The sequence below is a fragment of the Leucobacter sp. Ag1 genome, from assembly GCF_000980875.1.
Taxonomy (GTDB): domain Bacteria; phylum Actinomycetota; class Actinomycetes; order Actinomycetales; family Microbacteriaceae; genus Leucobacter; species Leucobacter iarius.
Window position 1 is genome coordinate 130240 of the sequence record NZ_LAYO01000111.1, and the last position, 15179, is coordinate 145418.

Below are 15179 nucleotides of genomic sequence, written 5' to 3' on the forward strand. Positions count from 1 at the left end.
GTGTTGGAGAAACTGGAACGGCCGGAACTGCTGCGCGTCTCGGGCCTGCGCACCGACATCGCCGTGCGCGGCGGAGAGGTGCACGCGCTCGGCGGGATCGACTTCTCGGTGCGCGCGGGGGAGACCCTCGGCATCGTCGGCGAATCGGGCAGCGGCAAGACGATGACGGCCCTGTCCATCATGGGGCTGCTGCCCGCCGGCGGCGCCGTCACCGCCGGCGAGATCGTGCTCGAGGGCACCGACCTCGTCACGGCGTCGGCGAACGACGTCCGGAAGCTGCGCGGCACCCGGGTCGGCATGATCTTCCAGGATCCGCTGACCTCCCTGAACCCGACGATGACGATCGGTGCGCAGGTGGGCGAGCCGCTGCGCGTGCATCAGGGCGTCGGGAAGCGCGAGGCGCGCGAGCGCACCATCGAGACCCTGCGCCGGGTCGGCATGCCGCGGCCCGAATCGGTCGTCGACTCCTACCCGCATCAGCTCTCGGGCGGCATGCGCCAGCGAGTCATGATCGCGATGGCGCTGATCTGCCAGCCGCGCCTGCTCATCGCCGACGAGCCGACCACCGCGCTCGATGTCACGACGCAGCGGCAGATCCTCGACCTGATCGACGGGCTCCGCGACGAGTTCGACATGGGCGTGATCCTGATCACCCACGACCTCGGAGTGGTCGCGGGGCACACCGACCGCGTGGCCGTCATGTACGCCGGCCAGGTCGTCGAGGAGGCGGACACCGAGCGCCTGTTCGCCGAGCCCCGGCACCGCTACACGAACAGCCTGCTCGCGGCGCTGCCCGAGCACGCGCTCCGCACGGGCGCGCGGCTGTTCTCGATCCCGGGATCGCCGCCCGCGCTCCGCGAGGAGCCGGTGGGCTGCCGATTCGCCGATCGCTGCCGGTGGGCGAGCGAGGTCTGCCGGAGCAGCTCGCCCCTCGCCGAGTCCGAAGCCGGCGGGGAGCACACGTTCTCCTGCTTCCACCCGCGACAGGACGGCGAGTCCATCGCCGTCGCGGATCCGGTGCTGCGCGAGGGGGCTGCGCCCGCGTCCCCGGTCGAGGGCGCCGCCGCGCTCGCGGCCGATGCGGGTGCCGACGCCGTGCTGCGGGTCGAAGCGGTCTCCAAGACCTACGCCGCCGGATCGACCGGGCTCTTCGGCAAGAGCCGCGGAACCGTCTCCGCGGTCGACCGCGTCTCGATCCGCGTCGACCGCGGCCGGACCTACGGACTCGTCGGCGAGTCCGGCTGCGGCAAGTCCACCATGGGCCGGATCATCTCGGCGCTCGAAGCCCCGAACGACGGTGCGGTCGTGCTGTCGGGCACCGACGTGACGCAGGCGAAGGGCGCCGCGAAGGTCCGGGTCCACCAGGACGTCCAGATGATGTTCCAGGACTCCTACGCCGCGATGGATCCGCGCATGCGGATCGACGAGATCCTCTCGGAGCCGCTCAGGATCCAGGGCCTCGGATCGCGGGCCGAGATCGCGGCGCGCATCGAACGGCTGCTCGAGCAGGTGGGCCTCCCCGCCGACGCGCTCGACCGCTATCCGCACGAGTTCTCGGGCGGTCAGCTGCAGCGGATCGGGCTCGCTCGCTCGCTCGCGATGTCGCCCGAGGTGATCGTCGCCGACGAACCGGTGTCCGCGCTCGACGTCTCGGTGCAGGCGCAGGTGCTGAACCTCATGAAGGACCTGCAGGACGACTCCGGGGTCTCGTACGTCTTCATCTCGCACGACCTCGCCGTGGTGCAGTACATGGCGGACCGCATCGGGGTCATGTACCTCGGTCGCATCGTCGAGGAGGGGCCCGCCGCCGAGGTGGTGCAGCGGCCCAAGCACCCGTATACCCGGGCGCTCATCGATGCGATCCCGGTGCCCGATCCCTCGAAGCAGCACGACGACTCGCGGATCCGACTGCACGGCGAGCCGCCCTCGGCCATCGATCCGCCGAGCGGCTGCCGGTTCCGCACCCGGTGCCCGCTCGCAACGGCCGCCTGCGAGGTCGAGCCGGTGCTGGTCGAGGGCGAGCATCGTGTGGCCTGCCACTTCCCGCTCAGCGACGGAGTGCTGGTCCTCGAGGACGCACCGGCCGCGTGAGACGGCGACGGCCCCGGTCGAGCGAGAGCTCGACCGGGGCCGTCGTGGCGGAACCGCCTACTCCGCGTTGGTGATCGTGTACGCGTAGCCCTGCTCGGCGAGGAACCGCTGACGGTTCTGCGCGAAGTCCTGATCCACGGTGTCGCGGGTCACGATCGTGTAGAAGGACGCGGTGGCGCCGTTGCTCTTCGGACGCAGCAGACGGCCGAGGCGCTGCGCTTCCTCCTGACGGGAACCGAAGGATCCCGAGATCTGGATCGCGACCGAGGCGTCCGGCAGGTCCACCGAGAAGTTCGCCACCTTCGACACCACGAGGATCCGATCCTCGCCGGAGCGGAACGACTCGAACAGCCGCTCGCGCTCGTCGACGGGCGTCTGCCCGGTGATGAGGGGCGCGTTCAGCGCCTCCGCCATCGACTCGAGCTGGTCGATGTACTGGCCGATCACGAGCACGCTCTCGTCGGGATGCTTCGCGATGATCTCGCGGGCCACCCGCTGCTTCACCGTCGCGCTCGCGGCGATCCGGTAGCGGTCCTGATCCTCGGCGACCGCGTACTCGAGCCGCTCCGACTCGGGCAGCTCGACCCGGATCTCGAAGCACGCCGCGGGAGCGATGAACCCCTGCGCCTCGATGTCCTTCCACGCGGCGTCGTAGCGCTTCGGCCCGATGAGGCTGAACACGTCGCCCTCGCGGCCGTCCTCGCGCACGAGCGTCGCCGTCAGGCCGATGCGGCGGCGGGCCTGCAGCTCGGCCGTCAGCTTGAACACGGGGGCGGGGAGCAGGTGCACCTCGTCGTAGACGATGAGACCCCAGTCGTGCGCGTCGAGCAGCGACAGGTGCGCGTACTCGCCCTTCCGGCGGCTCGTGAGGATCTGGTAGGTCGCGATCGTGACCGGCTTGACTTCCTTGACCTGACCCGAGTACTCGCCGATCTCGTCCTCGGTGAGTGAGGTGCGGCGCAGCAGCTCGGACCGCCACTGGCGCGCCGACACCGCGTTCGTCACGAGGATCAGGGTCTTCGCACCCACCGCGGCCATGGCCCCGGCGCCCACGATGGTCTTGCCGGCGCCGCAGGGGAGCACGACGACGCCCGAGCCGCCCGCGTGGAACTTCTCGACCGCCGCGCGCTGGTAGTCGCGCATCTGCCAGCCGTCCTCGGCCAGCTCGATGTCGTGCGGATCGCCGGGCGTGTAGCCGGCGAGATCCTCCGCGGGCCAGCCGCGGGCCACGAGCTGCTGTTTGAGCTCGCCGCGCGCCCACGCCTCGACGGGGAACGTCAGCTCGTCGATGCGGTTGCCGAGCAGCGGAGCGATCTTCTTCGCGCTCGAGACCTCCCGCAGGATCATCGGCTCGTCGGAGCGCAGCACGAGCTCGCCCGCGCGGTCGCCGTCGGCGATGCGCTCGATGGTGAGGCGCCCGTAGCGCTGCATGGTGTCGGAGATCTCGCCGGCGACCCCGCTCGGCACGGGGAACTTCGCGTACCGGTTGAGGGTGTCGAGGATCTCGGCGTCGGTGTGGCCGGCCGCGCGGGCGTTCCAGAGCCCGAGCCGGGTGATGCGATAGGTGTGGATGTGCTCGGGGGCGCGCTCCAGCTCCGCGAAGACGGCGAGCGCGTGGCGCGCCTCCTCCGCGTCGGGGTGCGCGACCTCGAGCAGGACGGTCTGGTCGCTCTGCACGATGAGGGGGCCGAGGGTCATAACCATCCAGTTTACGCGCCTCGGGCGAACGCCGGGAGGGGTTCGCTCAGGGCCGGATCAGTCGAGGATCTCGACGCCCGTGATCGCGGAGACGGGCAGGGTGCGCTCCACCCCCGCGGTCTGATCGCTCGCGCGCAGCCGCCCGCCCGAGAGCGAGGCCGGGAGCAACCGGAACGTGCGGACGTCGGACCCCGCGGCGGCGGTGATCTCGATCGCCCGCTTCTCGCGGATCGCCAGCTCGATGCGCCGGGTCCACTCGCCGGAGCCCGGCTGCTCGGCGCCGGCGAGCACGCGGTCGACCAGTTCGGCGACGGCGGGGTGCGGCCCGCGGGCGAGCGATCCGGTGGTGGGCGCGGGTTCGCCGCCCGGCTCCGATCCGTCGTCGGCGGCGGAGGTGGCGGCCGGTGCCGGTGCCGGTGCCGGTGCTGGGACGACGGTGCCGGGTTCCGCGGGTGCGGCGGGCGCCGCATCGGGATCCGATCCAGCGATGGCCGCGTAGCGCGCGTCGACCAGCGCCGCGAGCACGTGCTCCGGACGCAGGCGGGAGAGCAGCACGTAGGCGAGCGCGCCGGGATCCCGCTGCAGCTGCAGGTGCAGGAGCGCTCGATCGACGAGCATCGCGTCGCCGACCGCGGGGTCCGCGACCCGGACGCGGGTGCGGCTGGTCCCGGCGAAGACGATCACGCTGCCGTGCTTGGATTCCACGTCCGAGAGCAGGAAGTCGAGGGGCTGCGGGATCCCGGTGAGCGAGAGCCGGTCCAGCAGCGCCCGCGCATCGGCGATGCCGACTCCGCTCTCGAGCGCGCGCCCGAGCGACGACGGGGTGATCCGGAGGCTCGAGGCGACGCCGAGCTGCTCGATGTCGGCCACCCCGAACAGGGCCGCCTCATCGTCGGGCGAGAGCGGGCCGGGAACGATGATGCTCAGGTCGGGCTGCACGTAGACGCCCGGAGCGATCGGGGGCAGCGCGGCGCGGATGCTCGCGAGCGGATCCTCGGGATCCGAAGCGAGGTCGGGATCGCGCTCGAGGAGAGCGGACGCGATCGGCGTCAGGGTCCCGTCGACGGTGAAGCCCAGATCCTCCGCGGCGTCCGCGAGAGCGCGCGCGTCGGCGAGGCGGGTCTCGGACAGCAGCGGGAACTCGACCGGCAGGACCTCGTCCACGGCCGTGCCGAGCGCGCTCTCGGAGATCCGCAGGGCGGTGGCCAGCGGTCCCGAGATGCGCTCGGCGAGCGCCTCGGCGAGTGCGAGCCAGCGCTCCGCGTGCGGGAGCCCGAGCCACGCGATCCCCGCGGGGGACACCGCGAAGCGATCGCCGTGCGCCGCCGAGACCACTCCGTGGATCAGGCCAGCGGATCGCAGCATCTCGACCACGCGCTCGGCCTGCTCGTGACCGGTGCGCAGTGCTTCGGCGAGGGTCTTCACCCCGGTCTGCGAGGTGCCGCCGCGGCGGTTCCGCTTGACCGGTTCGAGGGCGAGGGCGCGCAGCGCCGCTGCGGCGCGCTGGGTGGTGGTCTGCGCGGCACCGAACCAGGCCGCGGAGGTCGGTTTGCGCGGCCCGGTCCGGGACGGGACCGGGACGGATCGCTCCAGACGCTCCTGCGCGTCGGAGGAGTCGATCAGGATCCGCAGCTGATCGGCGACCTCGTCGAGCGGGACCGGTTCGGTGCGGGGGAGGACGTCGTTCCCGGGCTGCGCGGCGAGCCCCGCGAGGCCCAGCGCGAGAACGGAGTGCCCTGCAACCTCCTGCTCGGGACCGGGACCGGGACCGGGATCGGAATCGGCGGACGACGCCGTCGTGAGCGCGAGCAGTGCGCGGATACCCGATCGGTCGAGGGTCTCGAGCGCGCGCGCGACGGAATCCGGGCGGAGCAGCTCCAGCGCCAGACTCAGCGGATCGCGGACCGCGGCGGGGTTCGGGACCCAGCGGCGCTCGAGCAGCGCGGTCAGATCGGCGCGCTCCATTCCCGCGATCGACGCGGCAAGGGGGAGCGACCCGCTCATGCTGCGGCTACTTCCCGTCGCCCCGTCGCTGCGCCGCGCTGCGGCGGCGCATGCTGACGATCAGCAGGACCATGAGGAGGACGAAGCCGACGGGCAGGCCCACGTAGGCGACCCAGGCGACGAACACGAAGAAGCCGTGGGCCAGGGCGAAGCGGTCGACGAGCCCGATGATGAGGGTCGTGAGGTAGGACACCACCGCGAGCGCGATGAGCGACAACGAGGAGTATGCGAGAACGCGCTCGAGGCGAGTGGGCTGGGTGGCATCTGCGGACATCCTCACCAGAATACCCCGGACCGGAGCACGACGCCCGCCCCTACCCCGAGCGGGATGCGGATGCTCCCGGCGACGGTCGGCGCCACGGCCTAGACTGGAGGGCACGATACGGCGCCGCGACCGGCGCGATCGGAACACGTGCCGGTGGCCGAGAGCCGCCGAGAGAAGAGGGACGACACATGCCGAGCGGCAAGGTCAGGTTCTACGACGAGGAGAAGGGCTTCGGCTTCATCCAGGGCGACGACGGGCAGCAGGTCTACCTGCACGCGTCGGTGATCCCGGACGGCGCCGACATCGCCGCGGGCACCCGACTCGAATACGGGATCGCCGACGGGCGCCGCGGCCCGGCCGCGCTGTCCGTCCGCGTGATCGACACTCCCCGTCTCGCCCGTCGGGGCAACCGCAAGTCGGCCGACGAGATGTCGGTCATCATCGAGGATCTCGTCAAGCTGCTCGACGCGGTCGGCGGGCGTCTCAAACAGGGGCAGTACCCCGAGCGGGCCCAGTCGCGCCAGATCGCCACCATGCTGAAGAAGGTTGCGGAGGACTTCGATGTCTGACCTGGACCCGACGACCGAGGAATCGGTCGAGGCCGTCGAGACCGGAGAGCGCTCCGAGACCGTCGAAGCGCCGGCCACCGACCCGGAGGCCGCGGTCGAACCGGCCGCGCCTGCGGTCGATGCTGAGCCCGCGTCGGACGACGAGCCTGCCGTTGACACCGAGCCTGCCGCGGACCCCGCACCGGTGACCGAGGTGCCGGAGGCGCCCATCGAGCCCGATCCGGTGCTGCTCGCCGCGCGCGACCGCGCGCGCGAAGCGCTCGCCGAGATCACCGACCCGAAGACGATCGGTGCGGACGAGGGGCACGAGGTCCACGGCGAGCACGTGCTCTCCCTGTTCTTCGAGTGCCGCCTGGCGGGCTACCCGGGGTGGCACTGGACCGCGACGCTGGCCCGCGTCGACGAGACCTCCGAGATCAACGTGCTCGAGGTCGAGCTCCTTCCCGGTGCGGGAGCGGTGGTCGCCCCCGAGTGGGTGCCCTGGTCCGATCGCCTCGCGCAGTACCGCGAGACCCAGGCGAAGCAGGCCGCCGACGAGGCCGCAGCCGCCGAGGACGCGGCGGAGGAACTGGCCGAGGAGGACGAGCTGGATCCCGAGCAGGATCCGATGGAGAACGACTTCAGCGATTTCGACGACGAGATCGACGGCGTCGACCTCGAATCCGACGAGGACGACGAGGACTCGGACGACGAGGACGACGCCGGCTTCGACGATGACGACCTGGACGACGACGAGGACGACGAGTTCGACCACCTCGACGACGACTCGGATCACGACATCGAGACGCTGACGGGCATCGCGGACGGCTCCGACGACGAGGAGTGACCGCGGCTGACGCTGCTCGAGGCCGGCACCCGGAAGGGTGCCGGCCTCCTCTGTTTTCCCCTCCCTCGTCGTCGTGCGATCGGATCCCGGTCGTGTCCGAGACGCCTCCCGGGGCGTCGAGCGCGCACGGTCCGCATCCGGAACTTCCCGCTGACCAGCACTGCTGCAGAAATACGTAATTTGCACGGATGCTCCGCCCGCCCCCGCGTCACTAGGTTCAACGCGACAGCAACCAGGGGCGTTTGCACTGCAGGGGGAAGAACTGCATGCGGAGCACACCGCCCTTCTGCCGAAGGGGGCGGACGATGCATGCTCAACGGGGACCGAACACGGCCGGCGGCCGCGGACTGCGGCGGATCGCGGGTCTCGCCGCCGCTGCAATGCTGCTGCTCCTCGGAGCAGGGCCGCTCCTGATCGCGTCCTCGTCACCCGCCCAGGCCGAGGAGACATCCGCACCGACTGAGCAGGCGTCGGACGCATCCGCCGAGGCACCGAGCACATCGCCGAGCCCGACTTCGACGCCGACCGCAACGCCGGCACCGACCGCAACGCCGGCCCCGACCTCCGCGCCGCCGGAGCCCACGAGCGGGACGCCCGCGACGCCCGGATCCGGTGGCTCCGGCGCTGACCCGAGCAGCGATCCCGCGACCCCGACGCCGACCCCGACGCCGAGCACGACCCCAACGCCGAGCACGCCCGCGGTCCCGACCGCCAAGGCATCCGCAGCCCGCTCAGAGATGGCGCCGGCGGCGCTCGGCCCCGACGGGCCAGGGGTCGCCCCGCCCTACGTGTACTGGAACCTGAAGGACGGCCAGAGCAGCGCGCTCGTCGGCGGGGCGACGTTCTCGATCCAGGGTCCGCGCACGGGCACCTCCAACGATGGGAACACCAACGGATGGACGGGTGCGGCGGTCTCCGTAGTCGACAACACCGGACAGCCCGGATACTCGGGACTCGACCTCGATCCCGATCCCGGCGAGTTCGTCGTGAAGGGGCTGCGCACCACGGGCGGCGAGCAGACGGTGCGGGCCACCGCCCGATACCGCGTGCAGCAGATCGCGGCCCCGGCCGGCTATTCGACCGGGTTCGATCAGACCTGGCGGCTGATCCCGGCGGTGAGCAACAACTCGGCGACCCCGGCGACGACCGCCTGGGTCGGTCAGACCTACGACTTCGGAACCTTCCTCAACGACGCGATCCTGCCCGCCGTGATCACGGTCAAGGTCGGCGCCGATCGCACCGGTGTCAGCGGAGTCACCGGGCTCGCGGGTGTCGCCCTCGTGCTCAACACGGGCACCGGGTCGCCGAGCGGGACCCGGCCGGACGGCGTCGCCGGGTCGGGTACCGGATGGGCCCGATGCGTCTCCGACGCGAACGGCGACTGCGTCTTCAACGTTCCGAATACCGAGGTCGGCGGCGCGAACCGCGACCAGCGGTACTGGGTCGTGCAGCAGTCCGTGCCCTCCGGCTGGTACGCGAATCCGCAGCTGCGCACCGGAGGACCGAGCGGCGACGGCATTGCCGAGAACTACGTCTTCCGCACCGGCACCCTGCTGCGGTCGGGGACGACCTACTCCTCGACCTCGTCGTTCATGTACTCCACCTCCGATTCGCTGAGCACCGCTTCGGGCGGGATCTGGCAGCAGTCGCGGGTCAACCCGGCGGCGCTGCAGACCTGCGGCACCGATATCGCGCTCGTCCTCGACCTCTCGGGCTCGGTCGCCGACTCCGAGGGCGACCTGAAGGCGGCCGCGAACACCTTCGTCAACGCTCTGGTCGGGACCCAGTCGCGGATGTCGCTGTTCTCCTTCTCGTGGGACTCCCCGGCGAGCGGGGCGACGCAGAACTACCCGACGCTCACCCCGGTCGCCACGCAGGCCCAGGCCGACGCCTTCAAGGCCCGGTACTCGGGTTGGAGCGCCGCCGGCGGCACCAACTGGGATCGCGGACTCGCGTCCGTCGCCTCGGCGAACACCCCTGGGAACCGGTTCGCGGTGACCGTGGTGATCACCGACGGGAACCCGACCGCGTTCGGCCCCAACACGGGGCAGGGCGGAACGACCAACCGCTTCGTTGAGACCGAGAACGGGATCTTCTCGGCGAACGCGCTGAAGGCCAGCGGTTCGCGCGTCATCGCTTTCGGCGTGGGAGCCGGCGCCAACGGCACGAACACCGCGCTCAACCTGCGAGCCATCTCGGGTCCGACCAAGGGGTCCGACTACTACCAGACCACCGACTACGCGTCGGTCGGGAGCACGCTGCGTCAGCTCGCGCTCGGCGCCTGCGCGAGCAACGTCACCGTCACCAAGATGATCGTCCCCGGAACGGCGGCCCCCGGATCCATCGCCGGCGCGACGCCGGCACCGGCGGGCTGGCGGTTCGACGCGAGCGCGGCCGATACCGGTGTGACGCTGCCGAGCCCGGCCGATCGCACGACCATCGCGGACGGCACGGGAACGGTGGCCTTCCCGCTGAGCTTCGGCGCCGGGGTGTCGACGGGCGGGGTGACCTTCACCGAGACGCAGCAGCCCGGCTACACGCTGGTCCCCGTCGGCGGGCACAACGCGGTCTGCACCAACCTGACGACGAACACCGCGGTCGTGCCGAAGCAGGACCCGACGAACGGCTTCCGCATCGACGCACCGAGCGGGCAGAGCGTCAACTGCATCGTCTACAACCGAGCCCCGAACCCGGCGGCGACGGTCAGCGCGACCAAGACCTGGATCCTGAAGGATGCCGGCGGTGGGAGCCAGACCTTCCACCTCCCGGGGGACGAGCAGACGCTCCCGGCCGGGCTCTCGGGCCAGCTGACGCTGCAGGCCGGCGGGGATCCCGCTCCGATGAACCAGGGGTGGGGCGTCCCGCGCAGCGGGCTCCAGCAGGGCGCGTCCGTGACCCTCGGGGAGAACGCCTCCGTCGACCCCGCGAAGCTGCCCGGCTGCATCATCACCTCGCAGCGCGTGACTCAGGCGAACGGCACCGGCGTCTCCGCGACGCTGCCGTACCAGGCGACGCTCGCGAGCGGCGCGAACACCTTCGAATTGACCAACGAGGTGACCTGCACGAGTCGCCTCACCCTGGTGAAGCTGGTCTCGAACACGCACGGAGGCACCGGATCCGCCGCCGACTGGACGCTCTCGGGCATCGGAACGGGCCCCGGCGCGAGCAGCGTGACCGGAACCACGGGCGCGACCGGAACCGTCGCACCCGGCGACTACACCCTGAGCGAGAGCGGCGGGCCGAGCGGATACCAGGCCGGCGCCTGGAGCTGCGTGAGCGGCGGAAATCCGGTCCCCGCGGTCCTGGGCATCGTCCACGTGGGGCGCGGCGCGCAGGTCACCTGCACCGTCACGAACTCCGACCTGCCCGGCGCGGTGAAGTGGAGCAAAGTCGCGAAGGGGACTACTGAGCTGCTCGCCGGTTCCGTCTGGCGGATCGTCGGCCCCGCCCCCTCGACCGCGGCGGTCACGGTGACCGACTGCACCGGTTCCCCGTGCACCGGTGCAGACACCGACCCCGCTGCGGGCCGCTTCGCCCTCACCGGGCTCGCCTGGGGCAGCTACACGGCGACCGAGACGACGGCCCCTCCCGGGTACATCGGCGGGGCGACCTTCGCCTTCGCGGTGAACGCGTCCAACGCCGGCACGGTCATCGACCGGGGCGCCATCGCGAACGATCCGCAACCGGGAGTGGCGCTCCCGCTCTCGGGCGGATCGAGCACCGATGCGTTCATGATCGCGGGCGGCGGGACGGCGGCGATCGCCGCGATCGTCGCGGCGCTCGTCTGGCGCAGGACCCGCAGGCAGGAGGCGGACGCATGACCACCGCAGCCGAACCGAGCGGCGAGCTCCCGGCCCGCCGCTCCCCGAGATCAGCAGAAGACCACCGGCGACTCGAACACCGCCGCGAGGAGAGGAACACCACCATGAGTCAACAGAGCTGGGGGCGGCGCGCACGGCGCCCATTCGTCGCCGCGCTCGCGGTCGCACTCGCCGTTCTCGGCGCGGCGGCCGGTGGCGCGGCAGCGCAGGCCGCCGACGAACCGAGCCCCGCGAACATCACGGGCACCACGGGAACGTTGGTCATCCACAAGCACGCGGGCAACCCGTCCACCGCGGGCAACGGGCGGGCGATCAGCGATCCCGCCCAGGTCACCGCGCTCGGCAGCGGACTCGGCGGTGTCGTGTTCAGCGTGCAGCGCGTCACCTCGGGCGGCACCCCGATCGACCTCACCACCGCCGCAGGTTGGGACCTCGCGACGCAGGCGACGCTGCCGCGCGTGCAGGGCCACACCGACGGCTTCGACGTGTTGGCGCAGACCACGGCGACCACGCTCCCCGACGGCTCCGCGACGATCCCGAACCTGCCCTACGGCCTCTACCTCGTCACCGAGACCTCCCCGGGCCCCAACCCGGTCGTCTCGCCGGGGCAGCCGTTCCTGGTCTCGGTGCCCTACCCCAGCAGCACCGACAGCACCTGGCTCTACACGGTGAACGTCTACCCGAAGAACAAGCTGAACACCACGACGCCCGAGAAGACCGTGAGCGATCCGAACGCCCCCGTGCTCGGATCGACCGTGCACTGGACCATCACCGCACCCATCCCCGAACTCGCTGCGGGTGACACCTACCGCAAGTTCGTCGTGACGGACCAGCTCGACCCCAGGCTCACGCTCACGGGAGCCGTGCTCACCCTCGACGGTGCTCCGCTCGTCGCAGGCACCGATTACACCCTGAGCCCGACGACGCTCCCGGCGGCTTCCGGACCGAACGTGGTGATCACCTTCACCGCCACCGGCCTCGGCAAGCTCGCGGGGAAGACCGCGGTCGGCGTCGACCTCGCCACCACCGTCGACTCCCTGGGCGACGGCAAGATCACCAACACCGCGTTCGTGAACGTCAACGACTCGGTCCGTCAGACCGGCACTCCGCAGACCAACTGGGGTCCGCTCCAGATCATCAAGGTCTCGGCCGCCGACACGAGCAAGACCCTGGCCGGCGCGCAGTTCACCCTGCACGAGACCAAGGGCGGCCCGCAGGTGGGCGGAGTGCTCAACACCGACGGGCAGGGCAGGATCTCGGTCGCCGGACTCTGGGTCGGCAACGGGGGCACGCTGACCCGCAGTTACTGGGTGCACGAGACCCAGGCACCGGCCGGGTACGCGCTCCCCGCGGGGGATGCGGCCTGGACCCAGGTGACCGTCACCGCGGGCGACGCGGCGAGCGTGGTCCCGGTGCAGGTGCAGAACGCGCAGCAGAACGGCCCGAACCTGCCGCTCACCGGCTCGACCGGAACGGCGATGTTCCTGGGCGGCGGAGCCGCGCTGATCCTCGCGGCTGCCGGAGGGGCCATCGTGCTCGCCCGACGCCGCCGCTCGGCGGCCGAGTAGCACCCCGGAGAGGCCCGGTGCGGGACTTCGGTCCCGCACCGGGCCCGCACGAACCCCACGAGCGGAGGAGGACGCGATGATCACCGACACCCGAGTCGCGCCCGACCCCGCCTCGGGTACCCCCGCGTCCCACGGGATCGACCGCGCTCGCCGCAGGAGCCCGTGGGGTGCGCTCGTCGCGGGGCTCATCGGACTGGTCGGGCTGTTGGTGCTGCTCTATCCGAGCACGGCCGCCTGGTGGTCCCAGTACACCGAGTCCCAGGTGATCCAGCAGCTGAGCGGCTCCTCCGAGGGGACGCCGCGGAACGCGCTCGACGGTGAGCTGCAGCGGGCGCGCGCGTACAACTCGGCGCTCGTGGGCGGAGCGCTGCTCGCGCCGAACACGAACGTCCCCACCGGAACCGGGGTCGAGGGCGGAACGGACCCCTACTCGGACCTGCTCCGTGCGGATGCCGACGGTGCGATGGGTCGGCTGCGGATCCCGGCGATCGCGGTGGACCTGCCGATCTACCACGGGACTTCGGACGACACGCTCGCGCGAGGCGTCGGGCATCTCGAGGGAACGTCGCTTCCCGTCGGCGGCGAGTCCCAGCACTCCGTGCTGACCGCGCATCGGGGCCTCGCGAGCTCCGAACTCTTCACGAACCTCGACCGGCTGAAGGCCGGAGACACGTTCACCATCGAAGTGTTCGGCGAAGTCCTCTCGTACCGGGTGTTCGATACCCGGGTCGTCGACCCGAGCGAGACCCGGACCCTGGCGCCGGTCTACGGGAAGGACCTCGTGACGCTCGTCACCTGCACGCCGCTCGGGATCAACACCCAGCGGATCCTGGTGACGGGGGAGCGGATCTCCCCGACCCCCGTTGCTGACCTGGCTCGCGCCGGTGCGCGGCCCGATGTGCCGGGCTTCCCCTGGTGGGCGGCCGGGCTGCTGCTCGGGCTCACGGTCATCGGCGGCTATCTGTGGGGCGTCCTCCGCGGAGGACACGGAAGACGACCATCGCACGTCCAACCCCTGGCGGAAGGCGATGGCCCCGAGGATCGCGCGAATGCCGAGCTCGTTCGCTCGCGCACCTCGGTCGGCGGAAGGAGTCGTGCGTCGGAGCGGTGAGGCCTTCCCTCGCCGCTCCCACCGACCGGATTCCGCCGGTGCCGGGCTCGTGGTCCCCCTGCGAGTCCGGCACCCGCCCGCCGGGTTCAGCCCAGGCGCTCGAGCACGTAGTCGATGCTCGCGGTGAGCGCGCGCACGTCGTCGGGCTCGATCGCGGTGAAGGTCGCGACGCGCAGCTGGTTGCGGCCCAGCTTGCGGTACGGCTCGGTGTCGACGATGCCGTTCGCGCGGAGCGCGGCCGAGATCGCGGACGCGTCCACCGAATCCTCGAAGTCGATCGTGACGACGACGTTCGAGCGGTGCGCGGGGTCCGCGACGAACGGGGTCGCGACCGAGGTGCGCTCGGCCCAGTCGTAGAGCACGGCTGCGGACTCGGCGGTGCGGGCAGCAGCCCATGCGAGGCCGCCGTTGGCGTTGATCCAGCGCACCTGCTCGTCCATCAGCGCCAGCGTCGAGAGCGCGGGGGTGTTGAGGGTCTGGTCCTTGCGCGAGTTCTCGATCGCGCCCGCCAGGTTCAGCGTCTCGGGGATGTAGCGGCCCGAGGCGGTGACCCGCTCGATCCGCTCGATCGCGGCCGGCGAGACGAGGGCGAACCAGATGCCGCCGTCGGAGGCGAAGTTCTTCTGCGGCGAGAAGTAGTAGACATCGGTCTCGCTCGCGTCGAAGTCGAGGCCGCCCGCGCCGCTCGTGGCGTCCACGACGGTCAGCGCGCCGGCGTCGCCGTGCACGCGCTTCACCTCGGCCATCACGCCGGTGGAGGTCTCGTTGTGGGGGTACGCGTAGACGTCGATGCCCTCGACGGCCTCGGCCTGCGCGCGCGAGCCGGCATCCGCGGTGCGCACGTCGGGATCCTGGAGGAACGGTGCGGCCTGGGCCGCCTTGGCGAACTTCGCACCGAACTCGCCGAAGGCGAGGTGCTGGCTGCGCTGCTCGATGAGCGAGTGGACGGCCGAATCCCAGAACGTGGTCGCTCCGCCGTTGGCGAGCAGGATCTCGTACCCCTCGGGCGCGCGGAACAGTTCCGCGAGGCCGGCGCGCACGCTGCCGACCAGGTTCTTCACGGGCGCCTGGCGGTGCGAGGTGCCGAGCACCCCGGGCTGCAGGGTGGCGAGGAAGTCGAGCTGTTCGGTGCGGACCTTCGAAGGGCCGCAACCGAAGCGACCATCGGCGGGCAGGAGCGAAACGGGGATCGTGATGTCGGCCATGACGCGATTCTATCCGCGCAC

Annotated in this window: 10 protein-coding genes; 6 read left to right on the forward strand and 4 right to left on the reverse strand. The window is 71.5% G+C overall.

Annotation, left to right across the window (positions count from 1 at the left end; genetic code table 11):
- Nucleotides 1–2091 carry an ABC transporter ATP-binding protein gene (locus tag XM48_RS16245; RefSeq protein ID WP_197074238.1) on the forward strand — a complete coding sequence of 697 codons (2091 nt, stop codon included), beginning with the start codon at nt 1–3 and terminating at the stop codon, nt 2089–2091.
- 57 nt (nt 2092–2148) lie between these two features.
- Here the strand turns inward: XM48_RS16245 and XM48_RS16250 are convergent, their stop codons facing one another.
- Genes XM48_RS16250 through XM48_RS16260 form a run of 3 tightly spaced genes read right to left on the reverse strand, consistent with a single transcriptional unit; the run spans nt 2149 to nt 6067 of the window.
- Nucleotides 2149–3789, reverse strand: coding sequence for a DNA repair helicase XPB (locus XM48_RS16250; RefSeq protein ID WP_046456877.1), 1641 nt, complete (start codon nt 3787–3789; stop codon nt 2149–2151).
- A 57-nt stretch (nt 3790–3846) separates the two neighbouring features.
- Nucleotides 3847–5793: a helicase-associated domain-containing protein gene (locus XM48_RS16255; RefSeq protein ID WP_156175099.1), complete on the reverse strand. Its 1947-nt coding sequence runs from the start codon at nt 5791–5793 to the stop codon at nt 3847–3849.
- Nucleotides 5794–5800: 7 nt separating this feature from the next.
- A complete protein-coding gene (locus tag XM48_RS16260; protein WP_052961582.1) occupies nt 5801–6067 on the reverse strand; it encodes a hypothetical protein in 267 nt (88 codons plus the stop codon).
- Nucleotides 6068–6246: 179 nt separating this feature from the next.
- On the opposite strand from XM48_RS16260, the gene XM48_RS16265 reads away from it, so the two are divergent.
- From XM48_RS16265 to XM48_RS16290, 5 genes are all read left to right on the forward strand, one after another.
- Nucleotides 6247–6627, forward strand: a complete 381-nt coding sequence (locus tag XM48_RS16265) for a cold-shock protein (protein WP_046456879.1) — start codon at nt 6247–6249, stop codon at nt 6625–6627.
- Entirely contained in the window at nt 6620–7453 is an 834-nt protein-coding gene (locus XM48_RS16270; RefSeq protein ID WP_084821245.1) for a DUF3027 domain-containing protein, read from the forward strand. The genes XM48_RS16265 and XM48_RS16270 overlap by 8 nt, the downstream gene beginning before the upstream one ends.
- Nucleotides 7454–7758: 305 nt before the next feature.
- Entirely contained in the window at nt 7759–11274 is a 3516-nt protein-coding gene (locus XM48_RS16280) for a SpaA isopeptide-forming pilin-related protein (protein WP_156175100.1), read from the forward strand.
- A gap of 104 nt (nt 11275–11378) precedes the next feature.
- Complete coding sequence (locus XM48_RS16285; protein ID WP_046456880.1) at nt 11379–12842, forward strand: SpaH/EbpB family LPXTG-anchored major pilin; 1464 nt, start codon at nt 11379–11381, stop codon at nt 12840–12842.
- 76 nt (nt 12843–12918) lie between these two features.
- Complete coding sequence (locus XM48_RS16290; protein ID WP_084821246.1) at nt 12919–13953, forward strand: class C sortase; 1035 nt, start codon at nt 12919–12921, stop codon at nt 13951–13953.
- 86 nt (nt 13954–14039) lie between these two features.
- On the opposite strand, the gene serC is transcribed toward XM48_RS16290, so the two are convergent.
- Nucleotides 14040–15158 (reverse strand): phosphoserine transaminase, encoded by a 1119-nt coding sequence (gene serC / locus XM48_RS16295; RefSeq protein WP_046456881.1) that lies wholly within the window; start codon nt 15156–15158, stop codon nt 14040–14042.
- Nucleotides 15159–15179 lie beyond the last annotated feature (21 nt).

Coding starts and splice junctions, on each gene's coding strand:
- XM48_RS16250 (WP_046456877.1), bottom strand. CDS start 3,789: ATGACCCTCGGCCCCCTCATCGTGCAGAGCGACCAGACCGTCCTGCTC.
- XM48_RS16290 (WP_084821246.1), top strand. CDS start 12,919: ATGATCACCGACACCCGAGTCGCGCCCGACCCCGCCTCGGGTACCCCC.
- XM48_RS16285 (WP_046456880.1), top strand. CDS start 11,379: ATGAGTCAACAGAGCTGGGGGCGGCGCGCACGGCGCCCATTCGTCGCC.
- XM48_RS16280 (WP_156175100.1), top strand. CDS start 7,759: ATGCATGCTCAACGGGGACCGAACACGGCCGGCGGCCGCGGACTGCGG.
- serC (WP_046456881.1), bottom strand. CDS start 15,158: ATGGCCGACATCACGATCCCCGTTTCGCTCCTGCCCGCCGATGGTCGC.
- XM48_RS16255 (WP_156175099.1), bottom strand. CDS start 5,793: ATGAGCGGGTCGCTCCCCCTTGCCGCGTCGATCGCGGGAATGGAGCGC.
- XM48_RS16270 (WP_084821245.1), top strand. CDS start 6,620: ATGTCTGACCTGGACCCGACGACCGAGGAATCGGTCGAGGCCGTCGAG.
- XM48_RS16265 (WP_046456879.1), top strand. CDS start 6,247: ATGCCGAGCGGCAAGGTCAGGTTCTACGACGAGGAGAAGGGCTTCGGC.
- XM48_RS16260 (WP_052961582.1), bottom strand. CDS start 6,067: ATGTCCGCAGATGCCACCCAGCCCACTCGCCTCGAGCGCGTTCTCGCA.